We start from the raw sequence: 14,799 nt of genomic DNA on the forward strand, positions 1-14,799 counted from the left end.
GGAGTCCAAGCGCTGATCGTGGGAGGAGCGACGGGCACACCGAGCCGTCGGGTCGCGGTGATCGAGGGTGCGGAGGGAAGCCTAGCGTCCGGTGCTGACATGCCCGGCACAGGGGCTTCGTGGGGGACCGGTGACCAGGGGGTGAGAAGAGCCCGTGAGCTGGGCTACGACCTGTTGACCGGTCATAGTGTCGCCGCTTAGGTTGCTGCGGAGAGAAAGCGCTTGCTGGACCGGTGGCAGGCGTCGGCGCTGTCTGCCGTTCGTTCGAGGAGTGCTGATCACGCCCATGTCCCCCCTCACTCCCTTGGACGGTCGCCGCATCCGGGCGGCCGTCATCGGCACCGGCGCCATCGCGCGCGGCTCCCATCTGCCCGCGCTGGCCGAGCTCGCCGCCGAGGGCGAGACCGAGGTGGTCGCCGCGGTGGACATCGACGCCGCCGCCGTCGAGGCGTTCTGTGCGGCGGGCGGGGTCCCGCACGCCTACACCGACCTCGACCGCATGCTGCGCGAACAGCGGCCCGACCTGGTCACCATCTGCACCCCGCCCACCCTGCACCGCGACCAGAGCATCGCCGCACTGCGCGCCGGGGCCTGGGTCTGGTGCGAGAAGCCGCCTGTGCCGACGCTGGCCGACTACGCCGCGGTGGAGGCGGAGGAGGGCGTGGAGAGCGGTCCGTACTCCTCCATCGTCTTCCAGCACCGCTTCGGTTCAGGGACCCGACATGTGCGCCGGCTGCTCGCCGAGCGGGCTCTCGGCCGGCCGCTGGTCGTCCACTGCCAGACCACCTGGCACCGCGACACCGCCTACTACTCCGTGCCCTGGCGGGGCCGCTGGGCGACCGAGGGCGGCGGCCCGGCCATGGGCCACGGCATCCACCAGATGGACCTCATGCTGGATCTGCTGGGCCCGTGGAGCGAGGTCCGCGCCATGGCCGGTCGGCTGGTGCACGACGTGGAGACCGAGGACGTCTCCACCGCCCTGGTCCGTTTCGAGAACGGCGCCATGGCGACGGTCGTGAACAGCGTCCTGAGCCCCGATGAGGTCAGCCGCATCCGCATCGACTGCGAGCGCGCGACCGTCGAACTCACCCATCTGTACGGCCACTCCAACGCGAACTGGCACATCACCCCGGCCGCGGACGTGTCGGCCGACGAGGCCGACGCCTGGCGGGACTTCGGCGCGGACGTGCCCAGCTCGCACCTGGAGCAGCTGCGCGAACTCGTCGCCAGTATGCGGGCCGGCGAACGTCCGCGCGGCAGCGGCGCCGACGGGCGCACCAGCCTCGAACTGATCGCCGCGCTCTACAAGTCGGCGTTCACGGACGCCACGGTGAAGGCCGGCGAGATCGGCCCGGGCGACCCGTACTACACGGCCATGCACGGCGACGCCCCCGGCTGGGCTCCGGCCGCCACGCCCGCCGAGGCGGCCATATCCGCCGTATCCTCCGTAAATGTCGCGCCCGGTGAGGAGGTGCCCGCATGAGCGCACTGCGCATCGTCCACGCGCACGGCGACCGCGTCACCGTGACCGACCCGGTCACCGGCGTCGAGCTGCTCGCGTACGTGTACCGGCCGGAGGCGGCGTGGGAGGCCCCCAAGCCGTACATCCACCCGCTGCGGACCCTGGCCGGCGACGTCGTCACCGACTACCGGCCCAACGACCACCGCTGGCACAAGGGCCTGTCCCTGACCGCCTCGCACGTGTCGGGTGCCAACCTGTGGGGCGGCAACTCCTATGTGCACGGCGAGGGCTACCTCGAACTCCCCGAGCGCGTCGGCTCCATGGCCCACGTCGCCTTCGACGAGGTCGCCGCGCACGACGACCGGGTCGTCATCGCCGAGCGTCTCACCTGGCACCCGTACAGCGGCGAGCTCTGGGCCGACGAGGAACGCCGGATCGAGATCCACGACGTCGACCAGGAGTCCCGCTCCTGGGCGCTGACCTGGACGAGCGCCATCACCAACCGGCGTGACGAGCCCCTGCTCTTCGGCAGTCCGACCACCGCCGGACGCGAACTCGCCGGATACACCGGTCTGTTCTGGCGCGGCCCGCGCGCCTTCCGGGACGGCCGGATCACGGCCCCGGACGCCGAGGGCCCGGACCTGCTCGGCGCCCAGGCGCCCTGGCTGGCCTTCTCCGGCGAGCACGACGGCGCGGACGGCCACGCCACCCTCGTCTTCGAGCACGCCCCCGAGAACGACCACCTCGGCACCCAAGGCGCCCACCCGGCCCACTGGTTCGTCCGCAACGAGCCGTGGGCCGGTGTCGCGCCCTCCTGGGCCTTCTACGACGAGTTCGCACTCGCCCCCGGCGACACCTTCACCCGCCGCTACCGTGTCCTCGTCGCCGACGGCGCCTGGGAGCGGGGGGAGATCGCCAAGTACCTGGACACCCATCCGTGGTGACCGGGGCGACCTCCTACGAAGGGCTCCCCGGCGGGGTCGCCGTCTCGCACCTGTGCGTGTACGACTGGCCCGCCGCCGACGGCCGGCGCGGCGGAACTCCCCATCTGCACCTGACCTGTTCGGAGGCGTACGTCGTCACCGGCGGCCGGGGTGCCGTGCAGACCCTCACGACGGCCGGGTACGAGGTCACGCCCCTCGTACCCGGCACGGTCGCCCGGTTCACCCCGGGCACCGTTCACCGGCTGGTCAACGAGGGCGAGCTGCGGATCACCGTCCTCATGCAGAACAGCGGACTGCCGGAGGCGGGGGACGCGGTGCTGACCCTGCCTCCGGAGTATCTGACCGACCCAAAGACGTACGCCGCCGCGACCACGATCCCGGCGGACGCGCCCGAGGCGGAACGGGAGCGGATCGCCCGGGCCCGGCGCGACCTCGCCCTGGAGGGGTACCGGCTGCTGCGGGAGTCTCCCGAGGGGCTGGCCGACTTCCATCGGGCCGCCGCCGCACTCGTACGGCCCCGGCTCGCCGAGTGGCGGGAGCGCTGGAAGGCCGGTGCGGCCGCTGCCGCCGCGGCGACGGGGGAGCAGCTGGACCGTCTCGAACGGGGCGACCTCTCCCACCTCGCCGACGCCGTCGTACGGTCGGAACAGCCGTCGGAGCACGGGAAGTTCGGGATGTGCGGGCGTCTGGACGTCTACCGGGTCGGCTGAGCCACCCGCCGGTCGGCGGGACAGCGGCGGCCCTCGCGCCTAGCCTGGATGCATGGCCACGGTGCAGGTGGGTGGCGTGGAGATCGCCTATGACCGCGTCGGTCAGGGACCGCCGCTGGTCCTTGTCCACGGCGGGGGCTACAGCGCCCGGATGTGGCGGCCGCAGCTCTACGCGCTGGCCGACGAGTTCACGGTCGTGGCGTGGGACGAGCCGGGTGCCGGACGTTCCTCCGACCCGCCGCCCGGTTTCACGCTCACGGACTACGCCCGCTGCCTCGCCGCCGTGATCGAGGACGTGGCGCTCGGCCCGGCCCGTGTCCTCGGCCTCTCGTGGGGCGGGACGGTCGTGCTGGAGCTGTACCGGCACCACCCCGAGCTGGTCTCGGCCCTGCTGCTGGTCGACACCTACGCCGGGTGGAAGGGTTCCTTGCCGCCCGAGGAGGTGGCGGCCCGGGTCGAGGGCGCGCGGCGGATGCTGGCGGCGCCGCGGGAGGAGTTCGATCCGACGCTGCCGGGCCTGTTCGCCGGGGAGCCGCCCGCGGAGTTCGTGCCGCTGCTCGACGCGATGGCGCGGGACGTGCGCCCGGAGAGCATGGGGGCGCAGCTGCTCATGATGGCCGAGGCGGACGAGCGTGACCTGTTGCCCCGGATCGCCGTGCCGACCCTGCTGGTGTGGGGCGAGCTGGACGCACGGTCACCTCTGGACGTCGCCCGCGCCTTCGAGGAGGCGATCCCGGACGCCGAACTGGTGCTGATTCCCGGCGCAGGACATGTCAGCAACCTGGAGGCGCCGGAACGCTTCAACCAGGCCGTCCGCGCGTTCTGCCGGGCGCACCGCTGAGCGGGGACGCCCTTACGCCGCCGTCGGTCCTGTCACGGTCCAGCCCGGAATCTGCGGGTGGGCGCTCAGGTCCTCGTGGCGCACGGCCGCGCCGCAGGCCTGGCAGGTGACGACCGGGAGCAGTTCGTCGCCGCAGGAGTGCTCGACGACCATGGGCCGGTCGTCGTCCTGGCGCAGATGCCGGTCGCCCCAGGCCATGAGGGTCATGAGGACCGGCTCCAGCTCCAGGCCCGCCGCTGTGGGCCGGTACTCGAAGCGCTGCGGTCGCTCGCTGTAGGCGCGCTTCGTCAGGATCCCGGCGTCGACGAGCCGGCGCAGCCGCGTGGCGAGGATGTCGCGCGGGGCGCCGATGTTGCGCACCAGCTGGTCGAAGCGGCCGTTGCCGAGGCAGACCTCGCGCAGGACGAGCAGGGAGTACTTCTCGCCGACGAGCGCCAGGGTGTCGGCGATGGAACAGGGGCGCGGGTCTTTGGGGGCGGCCATGGGACCGATTCTATGGGGCTTCCAGGAGAGGGTTTGATTTTCCAACCCACAGGGATATGGTGAGTTTGGATTTCCTACTGACCGGTAATGACTCATGTTTCCAGGCTGGAGGCCGTATCCATGCGTGACGCCGTGATCGTCGAAGCCGCACGCACTCCCCTAGGCAAGGGCAAGCCGAACGGCTCCCTCGCACACGTCCACCCCGTCGAGCTCCTCGCCCACACCCTGCGCACCCTCGTCGAGCGCTCCGGCGTCGACCCGGCGCTGATCGACGACGTCATCGGCGGCACCGTCGACCAGGTCGGCGAGCAGGCCATGAACACCACCCGGTACGCCGTCCTCTCGGCGGGCTTCCCGGAGACCGTCCCGGCGACCACCGTGGACCGCCAGTGCGGCTCCTCCCAGCAGGCCGTGCACTTCGCCGCGCAGGGCGTCATGTCGGGCGCCTACGACCTCGTCGTGGCCTGTGGCGTGGAGTCGATGAGCCGGGTGCCGATGTGGTCCAACGTGCCGCCCGGCAAGGACCCCTTCGGCCCCGGCGTCGCCGAGCGCTACCAGGAGGGCCTCGTCCCACAGGGCGTCAGCGCCGAGCTCATCGCGGCCAAGTGGTCCATCACCCGGGACCAGATGGACGCCTTCGCGGTGTCCTCGCACCACAAGGCGGCCGAGGCATGGACCGCGGGCCTCTTCGACGCCGAGGTGGCCCCTCTGGAGGGCGTCGCGCGCGACGAGTGCGTACGGCCGTCCAGCACGGCCGAGATCCTCGCAGGCCTCAAGCCCGCCTACTACGACCCGGCCTTCGCCGAGCGCTTCCCGCAGATCGACTGGAACGTCACGGCGGGCAACGCGAGCCCGGTCAACGACGGCGCGTCGGCTGTGTTGATCACGTCCAGCGAGACGGCTGCGCGTCTTGGGCTGCGGCCGTTGGCGCGGCTGCACAGCTTCGCCGTGACCGGGTCGGATCCGCTGCTGATGCTCACCGGCGTCATCCCGGCCACGGAGAAGGTGCTGCGCAGGGCTTCACTCTCGCTCGCCGACATCGACCTGTTCGAGGTCAACGAGGCGTTCTCCAGTGTGGTGCTGGCGTGGCAGCAGGAGACCGGGGCGGACTTGGCCAAGGTCAATGTGCACGGGGGTGCGATCGCGCTCGGGCATCCGTTGGGGGCGAGTGGGACACGGCTGACGACGACGTTGGTGCATGCGATGCGGGAGCGGGGCGCTCGCTATGCGTTGCAGACCATGTGTGAGGCGGGTGGGCTCGCCAACGCCATGGTGCTCGAGGCTGTCTGAGCGGGTGCGGGCGGGTGGGGGCCGGTCGCGCGGTTCCCCGCGCCCCTCAGGGCGTTCACCCGCCCCGCGTTCTCAGCGGCTCCGCAGGTGATGCCTTTTCCGCCACGCCACCACCGCCCCCACCAGCGCCGGAACCGCGATCGCCGCCATCGCGATCAGGAAGGCCGGGGACGTCGGCGTCGAAGCGCGCGCGCCTGCCACCACGTACGCGGCGGTGTTCGGGATCGAGCCGAGTGCCGTCGCCAGCAGGAACGGGACGTAGCCCATGCGCGAGACGGCGGCGCAGTAGTTCGCGGCGGCGAAGGGCACCCCGGGGAACAGGCGCACCGCCAGCATCGAGCGGAAGCCGTGCCGGCTCAACTGACCGTCGGCGGCCTTCAGCCAGCGGCCCCGCAGCAGCGGACGCAGGGCGTCCTGGCCGAGGATCCGGCCGAGGGTGAAGGAGATACCGGCCCCGAGCACCGTGCCCCCAAGGGCGGCGCCCAGCCCCAGTTGTGTGCCGAAGAGCGCACCCGCTGCGAGGTTCAGCAGCGGGCGCGGTACGAATGCCACCGTGCACAGGCCGTACGCCGCCGCGAAGACCAGGGCCGCCGCGGCTCCGCCGAGCTGCGGTGGCCAGCCGTCCGCCAGCAGCCGCTGTGGCTCGAACAGCAGCACGGTCGCCCCCGCACCCACGAGCAGGGCGACCAGCAGGGACAGCCGTGACCAGGGCGAGAGCAGCACTCTCGTGCAGCGGGCGGCGAGGCCCACCGGGACGGGCACGGCGACGGCGGGAGCGGTGAGCGCGAGTTCCGTGGCGGCGGCCGGGGGACGGGCCGTGGCGGTGCCCCCAGAGCGGGTGGTGGCATCGAGCATCCGGTGACACTAACCGACCGATGTGTGTGATCGCCGTATGGTTCGTCTCATGAGCGTCACAGGTGTGGGATCTCCCTCACTGCCGCGCAGCCCTCTCGCCGACACCGTGCTGGAGCGGCTCACGGCCATGTACGGCGCCGCGGCCGACCCCGCGCGGGCCGAGCCCATGCGCGCGTACATGAAGGGCGTCGCCCCCTTCCTCGGCCTCACCACCCCCGTGCGCCGGGCCCTGTCCCGCACCGTCGTGGAGGGCACGCCACGCCCCGACGAGGCCGACTGCACGGCCATCGCGCTGCGCTGCTGGCGGCTGCCCGAGCGCGAGTACCAGTACTTCGCCGTCGACTATCTGCGCCGCCACGCGCGCGTGCTCTCGTCCGGCTTCCTGCCGGTGACCCGGCACCTGGTCTCCACCGTGCCCTGGTGGGACACCGTGGACCTGCTGGCCGCGCACGTCGTCGGCACCCTCGTCGCGGCCGACCCGGCGCTCAGGGCGGACATGGACGCCTGGATCGTGGACGACGACCTGTGGATCGCCCGCACCGCGCTGCTCCACCAGCTCCGCTTCAAGGAACGCACCGACACCAACCGCCTCTTCACCTACTGCCTGCACCAGTCCGGACACCCCGAATTCTTCATCCGCAAGGCGATCGGCTGGGCGCTGCGCGAGTACGCCAAGACCGACCCGGAGGCCGTACGGAGCTTCCTCGCGCGCGAGGAGGGCCGCTTCGCGCCGCTGTCGGTGCGGGAGGCGCTGAAGAACATCGGGGCGTGAACCTCCCCGCCCTGAAAAATCGTTCGACGTCGGGCAAACCGTCGGCAATGATCGGCACCATGTTCCGGCACGCCTTCGTCCTCGCAGCATCCGCAGTCGCGGATGCGCCGAAGGCTGCCGTCGAGATCTTCCTGGCCGCCGTCGACGGCGCCCGAAGCTGACCCTCTCCGGATCGTCCGGCGGACCCCGCAGGGGGAGGGTCGGCGAGTCCCCGGGGTCCCCACTCTCACCACGAAGAGGCTTCGAGGAATCGCCATGCCCAAGACGGCATACGTGCGCACCAAACCGCATCTCAACATCGGCACCATGGGTCATGTCGACCATGGCAAGACCACCCTGACCGCCGCCATCACCAAGGTCCTCGCCGACCGCGGCGCCGGCACCTTCGTCCCGTTCGACCGCATCGACCGGGCCCCGGAGGAGGCGGCGCGCGGCATCACCATCAACATCGCGCACGTCGAGTACGAGACCGACACCCGGCACTACGCGCACGTGGACATGCCGGGCCACGCCGACTACGTCAAGAACATGGTCACCGGGGCCGCGCAGCTCGACGGGGCGATCCTCGTCGTCTCCGCGCTCGACGGGATCATGCCGCAGACCGCCGAACACGTGCTGCTCGCCCGGCAGGTGGGCGTCGACCACATCGTCGTCGCCCTCAACAAGGCCGACGCGGGCGACGAGGAGCTCATCGACCTCGTCGAGCTGGAGGTCCGCGACCTGCTCACCTCGCAGGGCTACGGCGGGGACGCGGTCCCCGTCGTACGGGTCTCCGGGCTCAAGGCGCTGGAGGGCGACCCGCGGTGGACGGCGTCCATCGAGGCGCTGCTCGACGCGGTGGACACGTATGTGCCCATGCCGGAGCGGTACGTGGACGCGCCGTTCCTGCTGCCCGTGGAGAACGTGCTCACCATCACCGGCCGCGGGACGGTGGTCACCGGTGCCGTCGAGCGGGGGACGGTGAAGGTGGGCGACCGGGTCGAAGTGCTCGGGGCCTCCGTGGACACCGTGGTCACCGGCCTGGAGACCTTCGGCAAGCCCATGGAGGAGGCACAGGCCGGGGACAACGTGGCGCTGCTGCTGCGGGGCGTGCCACGGGACGCGGTGCGGCGGGGGCATGTGGTCGCGGCGCCGGGGTCCGTCGAGCCGCGGCGGCGGTTCACGGCTCAGGTGTATGTCCTGTCCTCGCGTGAGGGCGGGCGTACGACGCCGGTCGCGACGGGGTATCGGCCGCAGTTCTACATCCGGACCGCGGATGTGGTGGGAGACGTGGACCTTGGTGAGGTGGCGGTCGCTCGGCCCGGGGAGACGGTTTCGATGACCGTCGAGCTGGGGCGGGACGTGCCGCTTGAGCCCGGGCTCGGGTTCGCCATTCGTGAGGGTGGCCGGACTGTGGGGGCCGGGACCGTGACCGCCGTTGTGTGAGGGTGGCTGAGGTGTGCGGGGGACTGCGGGGCCGTTGTGGCTGGTCGCGCAGTTCGCCGCGCCCCTGTAGGGGCGTGCACTGAAGGCACAATGGACAAGTGACCGAAGCCATCCCCGTCGCCCGTGCCGTCGATCACGGGTTCGCCAAGCTCATGCCCGACGTCGATCGCGAACGGGCCTGGCTGCTCACCGTCGACGGGGCGCCTCAGTCGTACGTCGACCTGGACGAGCCGACGCACCTCGAGTTCGAGTACGCGCGTCGGCTCGGCCATGTCCTGGACATCGTGGCCGGGCCCGGCCAGCCGCTGGACGTGCTGCATCTCGGTGGAGGTGCGCTGACCCTGCCCCGGTACGTCGCCGCCACGCGGCCCGGCTCCCGGCAGGACGTCGTCGAGGCCGATCGGGGGCTGCTGGAGCTGGTCGTGGAGCAGTTGCCGCTCTCCGAGGGCGCCGGGATATCGCTGCACGCCGCCGACGCGCGTACCTGGCTGGAGGCGGCGCCCGCCGACTCCGCGGACGTGCTCGTCGCCGATGTCTTCGGAGGCTCGCGGGTGCCGGCGCATCTGACGTCCGAGGGGTACGTCAGGGAGGCGGGGAGGGTGCTGCGGGACGGGGGCGTCTACCTGGCCAACCTCGCCGACGCGGCGCCGTTCGCGTTCCTGCGGTCCCAACTGGCCACGCTGGGGACCGTGTTCACGGAGCTCGCGCTGATCGCCGAGCCGGGTGTGCTGCGCGGGCGGCGGTTCGGGAACGCCGTGGTCGTCGCCGCCCGGTGGCCCTTCGACACTGCCGCGCTGGCCCGGCTCACGGCCGCGGACGCCTTTCCGGCCCGGGTCGAGCACGGGGACGCCCTGCGGGCGTTCACGGGCGGTGCGCGGCCGGTGCGGGACGAGGACGCGGTGCCGTCGCCCGAGCCCCCCGACGGGGCGTTCGGCATCGGCTGAGTCCGTCCCGGCGGGCTGTGCCCGGTGCCGCCTGGTGCGGTCAGCAGCATCATCTGCCACAGCCGTGGCTCACCGGCGAGGACCAGTACGGCGAACGCGGCGGAGGTCACCGGCCGACCGCCCCGGCCTCACGGCCGACTTGCCACACCGTTCATGCCGTGGCGGGGCGACCGTCCCACGGCGTCATCCCGTGGGTTCGCCGTACAGCCGGACCGTGCCGAGGATCTTCTGGATCGTCGCCTCGGGCACCTCGTCACTGACGCCCTTCGCCCCGTAGAAGGTCCAGGACACGTAGTCGCCCGCCGAGTTCTTGAAGGCGAACGTCGTCGCCTTGCCGTCGGAGTCGCACTTGTCCTTCTTCGTCACGCCCGTCGAGTACGTCGTCGCGACGCTGCCCTCGATGCCCGAGGTGGTGGTGTACGCCTTCGGCTTGCCGATGGTGAGCAGCTTCTTGGACTTGTCGCTCTGGTCGGTGTAGCCGCCGAACACCCACCAGGCCGAGTCGTTGCGGGCTACGTCGGCGGTGTTCTTGGCGCCGTTCTGGCCCTTGGTGCCGGCCGCGGCCAGCGCGGTGTCCGTGGCGTTGCCGTCCTTGTTCGCGTCGGACGTGCACCACGACTCCTTGAGGTACGCCGGGGCGGACATGCCGATGAGGACTGAACCGTCGCCCTTCTTCTCGTCCTCGAAACCTATGAAGACACCGGGCGTCTCGACCTTCCAGTCGGCCGGTACGTCGAAGGCGGTGCCCCACTTGGGGTTCACCACGACCTTCCAGCCAGGGATCGTCGGCTGTGCTCCCTCGCCGCCGCGCGGGTCGTCGTCACCGGCGGACGTACTCGGGCTCGCCGCCCCGGACTGGGACGTCGTGGCGGTCGGACCCGGGTCGTCGCCCCCGCCCGCCTCGTCGTCCTTGTCGCCGCCCAGGACCAGGAACCCCGTCACACCGGCCGCCACGACGACGGCCAGGGCCGCCACGATCGCGGTGATCTTCGTACGGTTGTCCCCGCCACCGCCCCGCGGGGCCTGCGGAGCACCCGGCGCGTCCCACCGGGTCGGCGGCTGCTCCGGCGGCTGCTGCGTATAGGGGTTCGGCTGCGGATACCCGGCCTGTTGCGGGCCGGTCTGCTGGTAGCCGGGCTGCTGGTACGGGTTCGGCTGCTGGTACCCCGGCTGCTGGTACGGGTTGTTCGGGTCCTGCGGGTTCTGCTCGCCCCCCGGCGGCTGCTGTCCTGGCCACATGGCCGGTAACCATAGAGGCGCCGGGAGGCCGGTGCCACGGGGACCCGGAAAGGGTCCGAGGAGTGGACGACCGGCCTCGGCCAGAGGGAGTGTCAGCCGGTGGGCTCGCCGTGCAGCCGGACCGTGCCGAGGATCTTCATGATGGTGGAGTCCGGAAGCTCGTCCTTGACGCCCGTGGCGCCGTAGAGGCTGAACGCCACATAGTCGCCCGCGGAGTTCTTGAACCCGAACGTGACCGCCTTGCCGTCCGTCGCGCACTTGCCCTTGCGGGGTGTGTTCTTGGACCGGGCCCAGGCGATGCTGCCCTCGACGCCCGAGGTCGTCGTGAACTTCTCCGCCTTCTCGTCGAACGTGATGCTCTTCTTGTCCGGCTGCGTGTAGCCGCCGTACACCCACCACGGGACCTGGTTGACCGCGACCTCGTCGGTGTTCTTGGCGCCGTTCGCGCCCTTGGTGCCCGCGGTGGCCAGGGCGGTGTCCTCGGTGTCACCGTTCTCGTCGTCGTCGGACGTGCACCACGACTCCTTGAGGTAGGCCGGGGCGGACATCGTGATGATGGGCTTGTCGCCGGCCTTGGCGTCGTCCTTCTCGAAGCCGATGAGCATGCCCGGCGACTCGACCTTCCAGTCGGCCGGTACGTCGAAGGCGGTGCCCCACTTGGGGTTGATCACGACCTTCCAGCCGGGGATCGTCGCCTTCTCCGCCTCGCCGCCGCGCGGATTGTCGTCCGAGCCGGAGGCGCTCGGGTCGGTGTCCGTGGACTTCGAGGGGGCCGTCGACGTGCCGCCCTTGCCCTTGCCCGAGCCGCCGTCGGCCTCGTCGTCCTTGTCGCCGCCGAGCACCAGGAACCCGGTGACACCGGCGGCCACGACGACCGCGAGGGCCGCCACGATCGCGGTCACCTTCGTCCGGTTGCCCCCGCCGCCGCCCTGCGTCGGCTGCGGAGCACCGGGCGCGTCCCACTGCGTGGGCGGCTGCTGCGTATAGGGGTTCGGCTGCGGATACCCGGCCTGTTGCGGGCCGGTCTGCTGGTAGCCGGGCTGCTGGTACGGATTGGGTTGCTGGTACCCCGGCTGCTGGTACGGGTTGTTCGGGTCCTGCGGGTTCTGCTCGCCCCCGGGCGGCTGCTGTCCTGGCCACATGGGAGGCCACCTTAGTGGCGCCATTGCATCGGTTCGGTCACCGACCCTTGTCAGGGACGTAGCGAGTGGAACGGGCCCTCTCAGGATTCCGTCGGCGCGAACACGCGCACCGTGCTCAGCACCTTCTCGACCGTGGCCTGCGGAACCTCGTCCGCCACGCCCTGGGCGCCGACGAACGACCAGGAGGCGAAGTCGCCTGCGGAGTTCGTGAACGCGAAGGTCGTCGCCTTGCCGTCCGAGTCGCACTTGTCCCGGCGTACCACCCCGGAGGACCGCGAGGTGGCCACGCTGCCGGTCAGACCCGACGCGGTGGTGAACGAGGTGACCGGGCCGGTGCTGACCTTCTTCCTGTCCGGCTGGGTGTACAGGCCGTAGACCCAGGCCGCCGAGTCCGCGCGGGCGATGTCCTCGGTGCTCTTCGCCCCGTTGTTCCCGCGCGAGCCCGCACTGGCCAGCGCGGTGTCCTCCGTACGACCGTTCTTGTCGTCGTCCGACGAGCACCACTGCTTCTTCAGCACGGCGGGCGCCTTCATGGCGACGAGCGGTGTGTCCTCGGGGTCGTCGTCCTCCGCGACGTACGACACCCAGTCCGGGGACTCCAGCGCCCAGTCCGCCGGTACGTCGAACGCGACCCCCAGCCCCGGGTTGACCACGACCTTCCAGCCGGCCACCGTCGGCTTCTGTTCGTCCGCGCCCCGCGGGTCGGCGGACGGCGAAGGTGAGGGAGGGACCGAGGTGGGGGTCGGGTCCGGTCCCGCCCCGTCGTCGCTGCCGCCGCCGAGGAGCACGGCCCCGGTCACCGTCGCGGCGACCACGACGGCCGTGGCCACGGCGATCGCGAGGGTTCTCGTACGACGGTCCCGGCCGCCCGGCGGGGGCGGCTGCGTGGGGGCGGTGTACGGGTTGGGCTGCTGGTATCCGGGCTGCCGATAGGGGTTCGCGTGCTGCTGCGGATCCGTGCCGTCCCCCGGCGAGCGCTCTCCTGGCCACATGGGGCGCAAGGATACGACGATCTTCACACCGCTCTGGTCAGCAAACGCTACTCGTGGGTAACATGCCCGGCATGAGCGCAGACCAGATGTCCATCGGCGAGATGCTCGCCGCCACCGTGCCCATGGCCCGGACCCTGAACCTCGACTTCCAGGAGACCTCGCCGGAGAAGGCCGTGGTCGCCCTGCCGGACCAGGGTGAGTTCCACAACCACGTGGGCGGGCCGCACGCCGGGGCGATGTTCACGCTCGGCGAGTCCGCCAGTGGCGCCATCGTGCTCGCCGCGTTCGGGGACCAGCTCGCGCGCGCCGTGCCGCTCGCGGTCAGCGCCGAGATCGCCTACAAGAAGCTGGCGATGGGTGCCGTGACGGCCACGGCGACCCTCGGCCGTCCCGTCGCCGACGTCGTCGCCGAGCTGGACGCGGGGAAGCGCCCCGAGTTTCCGGTGTCGATCGAGATCCGTCGCGGCGACGGGGCGGTGACCGGTGAGATGACCGTCCTGTGGACGCTGCGTCCCAACAGCTGAGCGGGGCGGCCGATCAGGCCGCGAGGCGGCTCCGGCCGGCCGTCCCCTTCGCCTCGGCCGTCGCCACGAACTCCTTGAGCCAGGCCAGGAATTCGGGGCCCAGGTCGGGGCGGTCGCAGGCCAGCCGGACCACCGTGCGCAGATAGTCGGCCTTGTCGCCGGTGTCGTAGCGCAGCCCGTCGAAGACGACCCCGTGCACCGTGCCGTCCGCGGCGAGTTCCTGGAGGGCGTCGGTCAGCTGGATCTCGCCGCCGCGGCCGGGCGGGGTGCGCTCCAGGGTGTCGAAGACGGCGGGATCGAGGACATAGCGTCCGATGACCGCGTAGGCGCTCGGCGCGTCCCGCCGTGACGGCTTCTCCACCAGGCCGGTGACCCGGACGACGCCGTCCTCGTCGGTGGGTTCGACGGCCGCGCAGCCGTAGAGGTGGATCTGCTCCGGGGGGACCTCCATCAGGGCGACGACCGTGCCGTCGTGGCGGTCGCGGACGTCGAGCATCCGGCTGAGCAGGGTCTCGCGCGGATCGATGAGGTCGTCGCCGAGGAGCACGGCGAAGGGCTGGTCGCCGATGTGGCGGCGGGCGCACAGCACCGCGTGGCCGAGGCCGAGCGGCTCGCCCTGCCGGATGTGATGGATGTTCGCGAGGCGTGCCGGGTCGCGCACGGCGTCCAGGCGGACCGTGTCGCCCTTGGCGGCGAGCGCCTGCTCCAGCTCGAAGGCGTGGTCGAAGTGGTCCTCGATGGCCCGCTTGTGGCGACCGGTGATCATCAGTACGTCGTCGAGACCGGCGGCGGCCGCCTCCTCGACGACGTACTGGATGGCCGGCTTGTCGACGACCGGCAGCATCTCCTTCGGTGTCGCCTTGGTGGCGGGCAGGAACCGGGTGCCGAGACCGGCGGCCGGCACGACCGCCTTGCGCACGGTGCGGGCGGGGGCGGGGGAGTGGGGGGCGATCATGCGGCTCATGCTGGCCGACGGGAATGAGAGCATCCCGGGAGAAGCCTGGGAGCGGCCTGTGGGTCCGGGCGGGGCGCGTGTGCGTCCGGCGCGACGGTGGCGGGGTTGGAGATTTCGTGTGCCAACCGTCTTTGCCCGTACACAACTTGGCGCCACACCGGGTCGCGATTTCGAATGCGGGTGCGGATACCGCCGGTAACTTATCTGAATTCACAGCGTTT

16 protein-coding genes are annotated in these 14,799 nt (G+C 71.6%); 10 read left to right on the forward strand and 6 right to left on the reverse strand.

Features of this window, described 5'->3' with window-relative positions:
- Positions 1-286 precede the first annotated feature (286 nt).
- The 4 genes from OG866_RS37010 to OG866_RS37025 are packed head-to-tail and all read left to right on the forward strand — an operon-like array spanning position 287 to position 3,957.
- The gene (locus tag OG866_RS37010) at positions 287-1,483 is read left to right on the forward strand and encodes a Gfo/Idh/MocA family protein (protein ID WP_329341602.1); all 1,197 of its coding nucleotides are present in this window, start codon (positions 287-289) and stop codon (positions 1,481-1,483) included.
- Positions 1,480-2,406, forward strand: coding sequence for a PmoA family protein (locus tag OG866_RS37015; protein WP_329341604.1), 927 nt, complete (start codon positions 1,480-1,482; stop codon positions 2,404-2,406). Before OG866_RS37010 ends, OG866_RS37015 begins: the two co-directional genes overlap by 4 nt.
- On the forward strand, positions 2,403-3,116 hold the full coding sequence (locus OG866_RS37020) for a cupin domain-containing protein (protein WP_443063601.1): 714 nt from the start codon (positions 2,403-2,405) through the stop codon (positions 3,114-3,116). Before OG866_RS37015 ends, OG866_RS37020 begins: the two co-directional genes overlap by 4 nt.
- A gap of 52 nt (positions 3,117-3,168) precedes the next feature.
- The gene (locus tag OG866_RS37025; protein WP_329341606.1) at positions 3,169-3,957 is read left to right on the forward strand and encodes an alpha/beta fold hydrolase; all 789 of its coding nucleotides are present in this window, start codon (positions 3,169-3,171) and stop codon (positions 3,955-3,957) included.
- A gap of 12 nt (positions 3,958-3,969) precedes the next feature.
- Here OG866_RS37025 and OG866_RS37030 read toward each other — a convergent pair whose 3' ends face one another.
- Positions 3,970-4,440: a winged helix-turn-helix transcriptional regulator gene (locus OG866_RS37030; RefSeq protein WP_329341608.1), complete on the reverse strand. Its 471-nt coding sequence runs from the start codon at positions 4,438-4,440 to the stop codon at positions 3,970-3,972.
- A gap of 120 nt (positions 4,441-4,560) precedes the next feature.
- Between OG866_RS37030 and OG866_RS37035 the strand changes: the two genes are divergently transcribed.
- Positions 4,561-5,730 carry a thiolase family protein gene (locus tag OG866_RS37035; protein WP_329341609.1) on the forward strand — a complete coding sequence of 390 codons (1,170 nt, stop codon included), beginning with the start codon at positions 4,561-4,563 and terminating at the stop codon, positions 5,728-5,730.
- A gap of 72 nt (positions 5,731-5,802) precedes the next feature.
- Here the strand turns inward: OG866_RS37035 and OG866_RS37040 are convergent, their stop codons facing one another.
- Positions 5,803-6,585: a TVP38/TMEM64 family protein gene (locus tag OG866_RS37040; protein WP_329341611.1), complete on the reverse strand. Its 783-nt coding sequence runs from the start codon at positions 6,583-6,585 to the stop codon at positions 5,803-5,805.
- A 49-nt stretch (positions 6,586-6,634) separates the two neighbouring features.
- On the opposite strand from OG866_RS37040, the gene OG866_RS37045 reads away from it, so the two are divergent.
- From OG866_RS37045 to OG866_RS37060, 4 genes are all read left to right on the forward strand, one after another.
- Positions 6,635-7,357, forward strand: coding sequence for a DNA alkylation repair protein (locus OG866_RS37045; RefSeq protein WP_329341612.1), 723 nt, complete (start codon positions 6,635-6,637; stop codon positions 7,355-7,357).
- On the forward strand, positions 7,354-7,518 hold the full coding sequence (locus tag OG866_RS37050; RefSeq protein ID WP_329344605.1) for a hypothetical protein: 165 nt from the start codon (positions 7,354-7,356) through the stop codon (positions 7,516-7,518). Before OG866_RS37045 ends, OG866_RS37050 begins: the two co-directional genes overlap by 4 nt.
- Positions 7,519-7,612: 94 nt before the next feature.
- A complete protein-coding gene (gene tuf, locus OG866_RS37055) occupies positions 7,613-8,782 on the forward strand; it encodes an elongation factor Tu (protein ID WP_329341613.1) in 1,170 nt (389 codons plus the stop codon).
- 98 nt (positions 8,783-8,880) lie between these two features.
- Positions 8,881-9,726 (forward strand): spermidine synthase, encoded by an 846-nt coding sequence (locus tag OG866_RS37060; RefSeq protein WP_329341615.1) that lies wholly within the window; start codon positions 8,881-8,883, stop codon positions 9,724-9,726.
- A 183-nt stretch (positions 9,727-9,909) separates the two neighbouring features.
- Here the strand turns inward: OG866_RS37060 and OG866_RS37065 are convergent, their stop codons facing one another.
- The 3 genes from OG866_RS37065 to OG866_RS37075 all read right to left on the reverse strand — a co-directional run bounded on the left by OG866_RS37065 (position 9,910) and on the right by OG866_RS37075 (position 13,099).
- On the reverse strand, positions 9,910-10,965 hold the full coding sequence (locus OG866_RS37065; protein WP_329341617.1) for a hypothetical protein: 1,056 nt from the start codon (positions 10,963-10,965) through the stop codon (positions 9,910-9,912).
- A 92-nt stretch (positions 10,966-11,057) separates the two neighbouring features.
- Positions 11,058-12,107: a hypothetical protein gene (locus tag OG866_RS37070; protein WP_329341618.1), complete on the reverse strand. Its 1,050-nt coding sequence runs from the start codon at positions 12,105-12,107 to the stop codon at positions 11,058-11,060.
- Positions 12,108-12,187: 80 nt separating this feature from the next.
- Positions 12,188-13,099 carry a hypothetical protein gene (locus OG866_RS37075; RefSeq protein WP_329341620.1) on the reverse strand — a complete coding sequence of 304 codons (912 nt, stop codon included), beginning with the start codon at positions 13,097-13,099 and terminating at the stop codon, positions 12,188-12,190.
- Positions 13,100-13,185: 86 nt separating this feature from the next.
- Here OG866_RS37075 and OG866_RS37080 point away from each other — a divergent pair, with 86 nt between their 5' ends.
- Positions 13,186-13,623, forward strand: coding sequence for a DUF4442 domain-containing protein (locus OG866_RS37080; RefSeq protein ID WP_329344464.1), 438 nt, complete (start codon positions 13,186-13,188; stop codon positions 13,621-13,623).
- A 13-nt stretch (positions 13,624-13,636) separates the two neighbouring features.
- On the opposite strand, the gene galU is transcribed toward OG866_RS37080, so the two are convergent.
- A complete protein-coding gene (gene galU / locus OG866_RS37085) occupies positions 13,637-14,578 on the reverse strand; it encodes a UTP--glucose-1-phosphate uridylyltransferase GalU (RefSeq protein ID WP_329341621.1) in 942 nt (313 codons plus the stop codon).
- Between the last annotated feature and the right edge of the window lie 221 nt (positions 14,579-14,799).

The organism is Streptomyces sp. NBC_00663 (assembly GCF_036226885.1).
Lineage (GTDB): Bacteria > Actinomycetota > Actinomycetes > Streptomycetales > Streptomycetaceae > Streptomyces.

Bases quoted from the DNA above. Each gene is read 5' to 3' on its own strand.
- OG866_RS37030 (WP_329341608.1), bottom strand. From the start codon at position 4,440: ATGGCCGCCCCCAAAGACCCGCGCCCCTGTTCCATCGCCGACACCCTG.
- OG866_RS37080 (WP_329344464.1), top strand. From the start codon at position 13,186: ATGTCCATCGGCGAGATGCTCGCCGCCACCGTGCCCATGGCCCGGACC.
- OG866_RS37015 (WP_329341604.1), top strand. From the start codon at position 1,480: ATGAGCGCACTGCGCATCGTCCACGCGCACGGCGACCGCGTCACCGTG.
- OG866_RS37040 (WP_329341611.1), bottom strand. From the start codon at position 6,585: ATGCTCGATGCCACCACCCGCTCTGGGGGCACCGCCACGGCCCGTCCC.
- OG866_RS37010 (WP_329341602.1), top strand. From the start codon at position 287: ATGTCCCCCCTCACTCCCTTGGACGGTCGCCGCATCCGGGCGGCCGTC.
- OG866_RS37035 (WP_329341609.1), top strand. From the start codon at position 4,561: ATGCGTGACGCCGTGATCGTCGAAGCCGCACGCACTCCCCTAGGCAAG.
- OG866_RS37075 (WP_329341620.1), bottom strand. From the start codon at position 13,099: ATGTGGCCAGGAGAGCGCTCGCCGGGGGACGGCACGGATCCGCAGCAG.
- galU (WP_329341621.1), bottom strand. From the start codon at position 14,578: ATGATCGCCCCCCACTCCCCCGCCCCCGCCCGCACCGTGCGCAAGGCG.
- tuf (WP_329341613.1), top strand. From the start codon at position 7,613: ATGCCCAAGACGGCATACGTGCGCACCAAACCGCATCTCAACATCGGC.
- OG866_RS37070 (WP_329341618.1), bottom strand. From the start codon at position 12,107: ATGTGGCCAGGACAGCAGCCGCCCGGGGGCGAGCAGAACCCGCAGGAC.
- OG866_RS37065 (WP_329341617.1), bottom strand. From the start codon at position 10,965: ATGTGGCCAGGACAGCAGCCGCCGGGGGGCGAGCAGAACCCGCAGGAC.
- OG866_RS37045 (WP_329341612.1), top strand. From the start codon at position 6,635: ATGAGCGTCACAGGTGTGGGATCTCCCTCACTGCCGCGCAGCCCTCTC.
- OG866_RS37025 (WP_329341606.1), top strand. From the start codon at position 3,169: ATGGCCACGGTGCAGGTGGGTGGCGTGGAGATCGCCTATGACCGCGTC.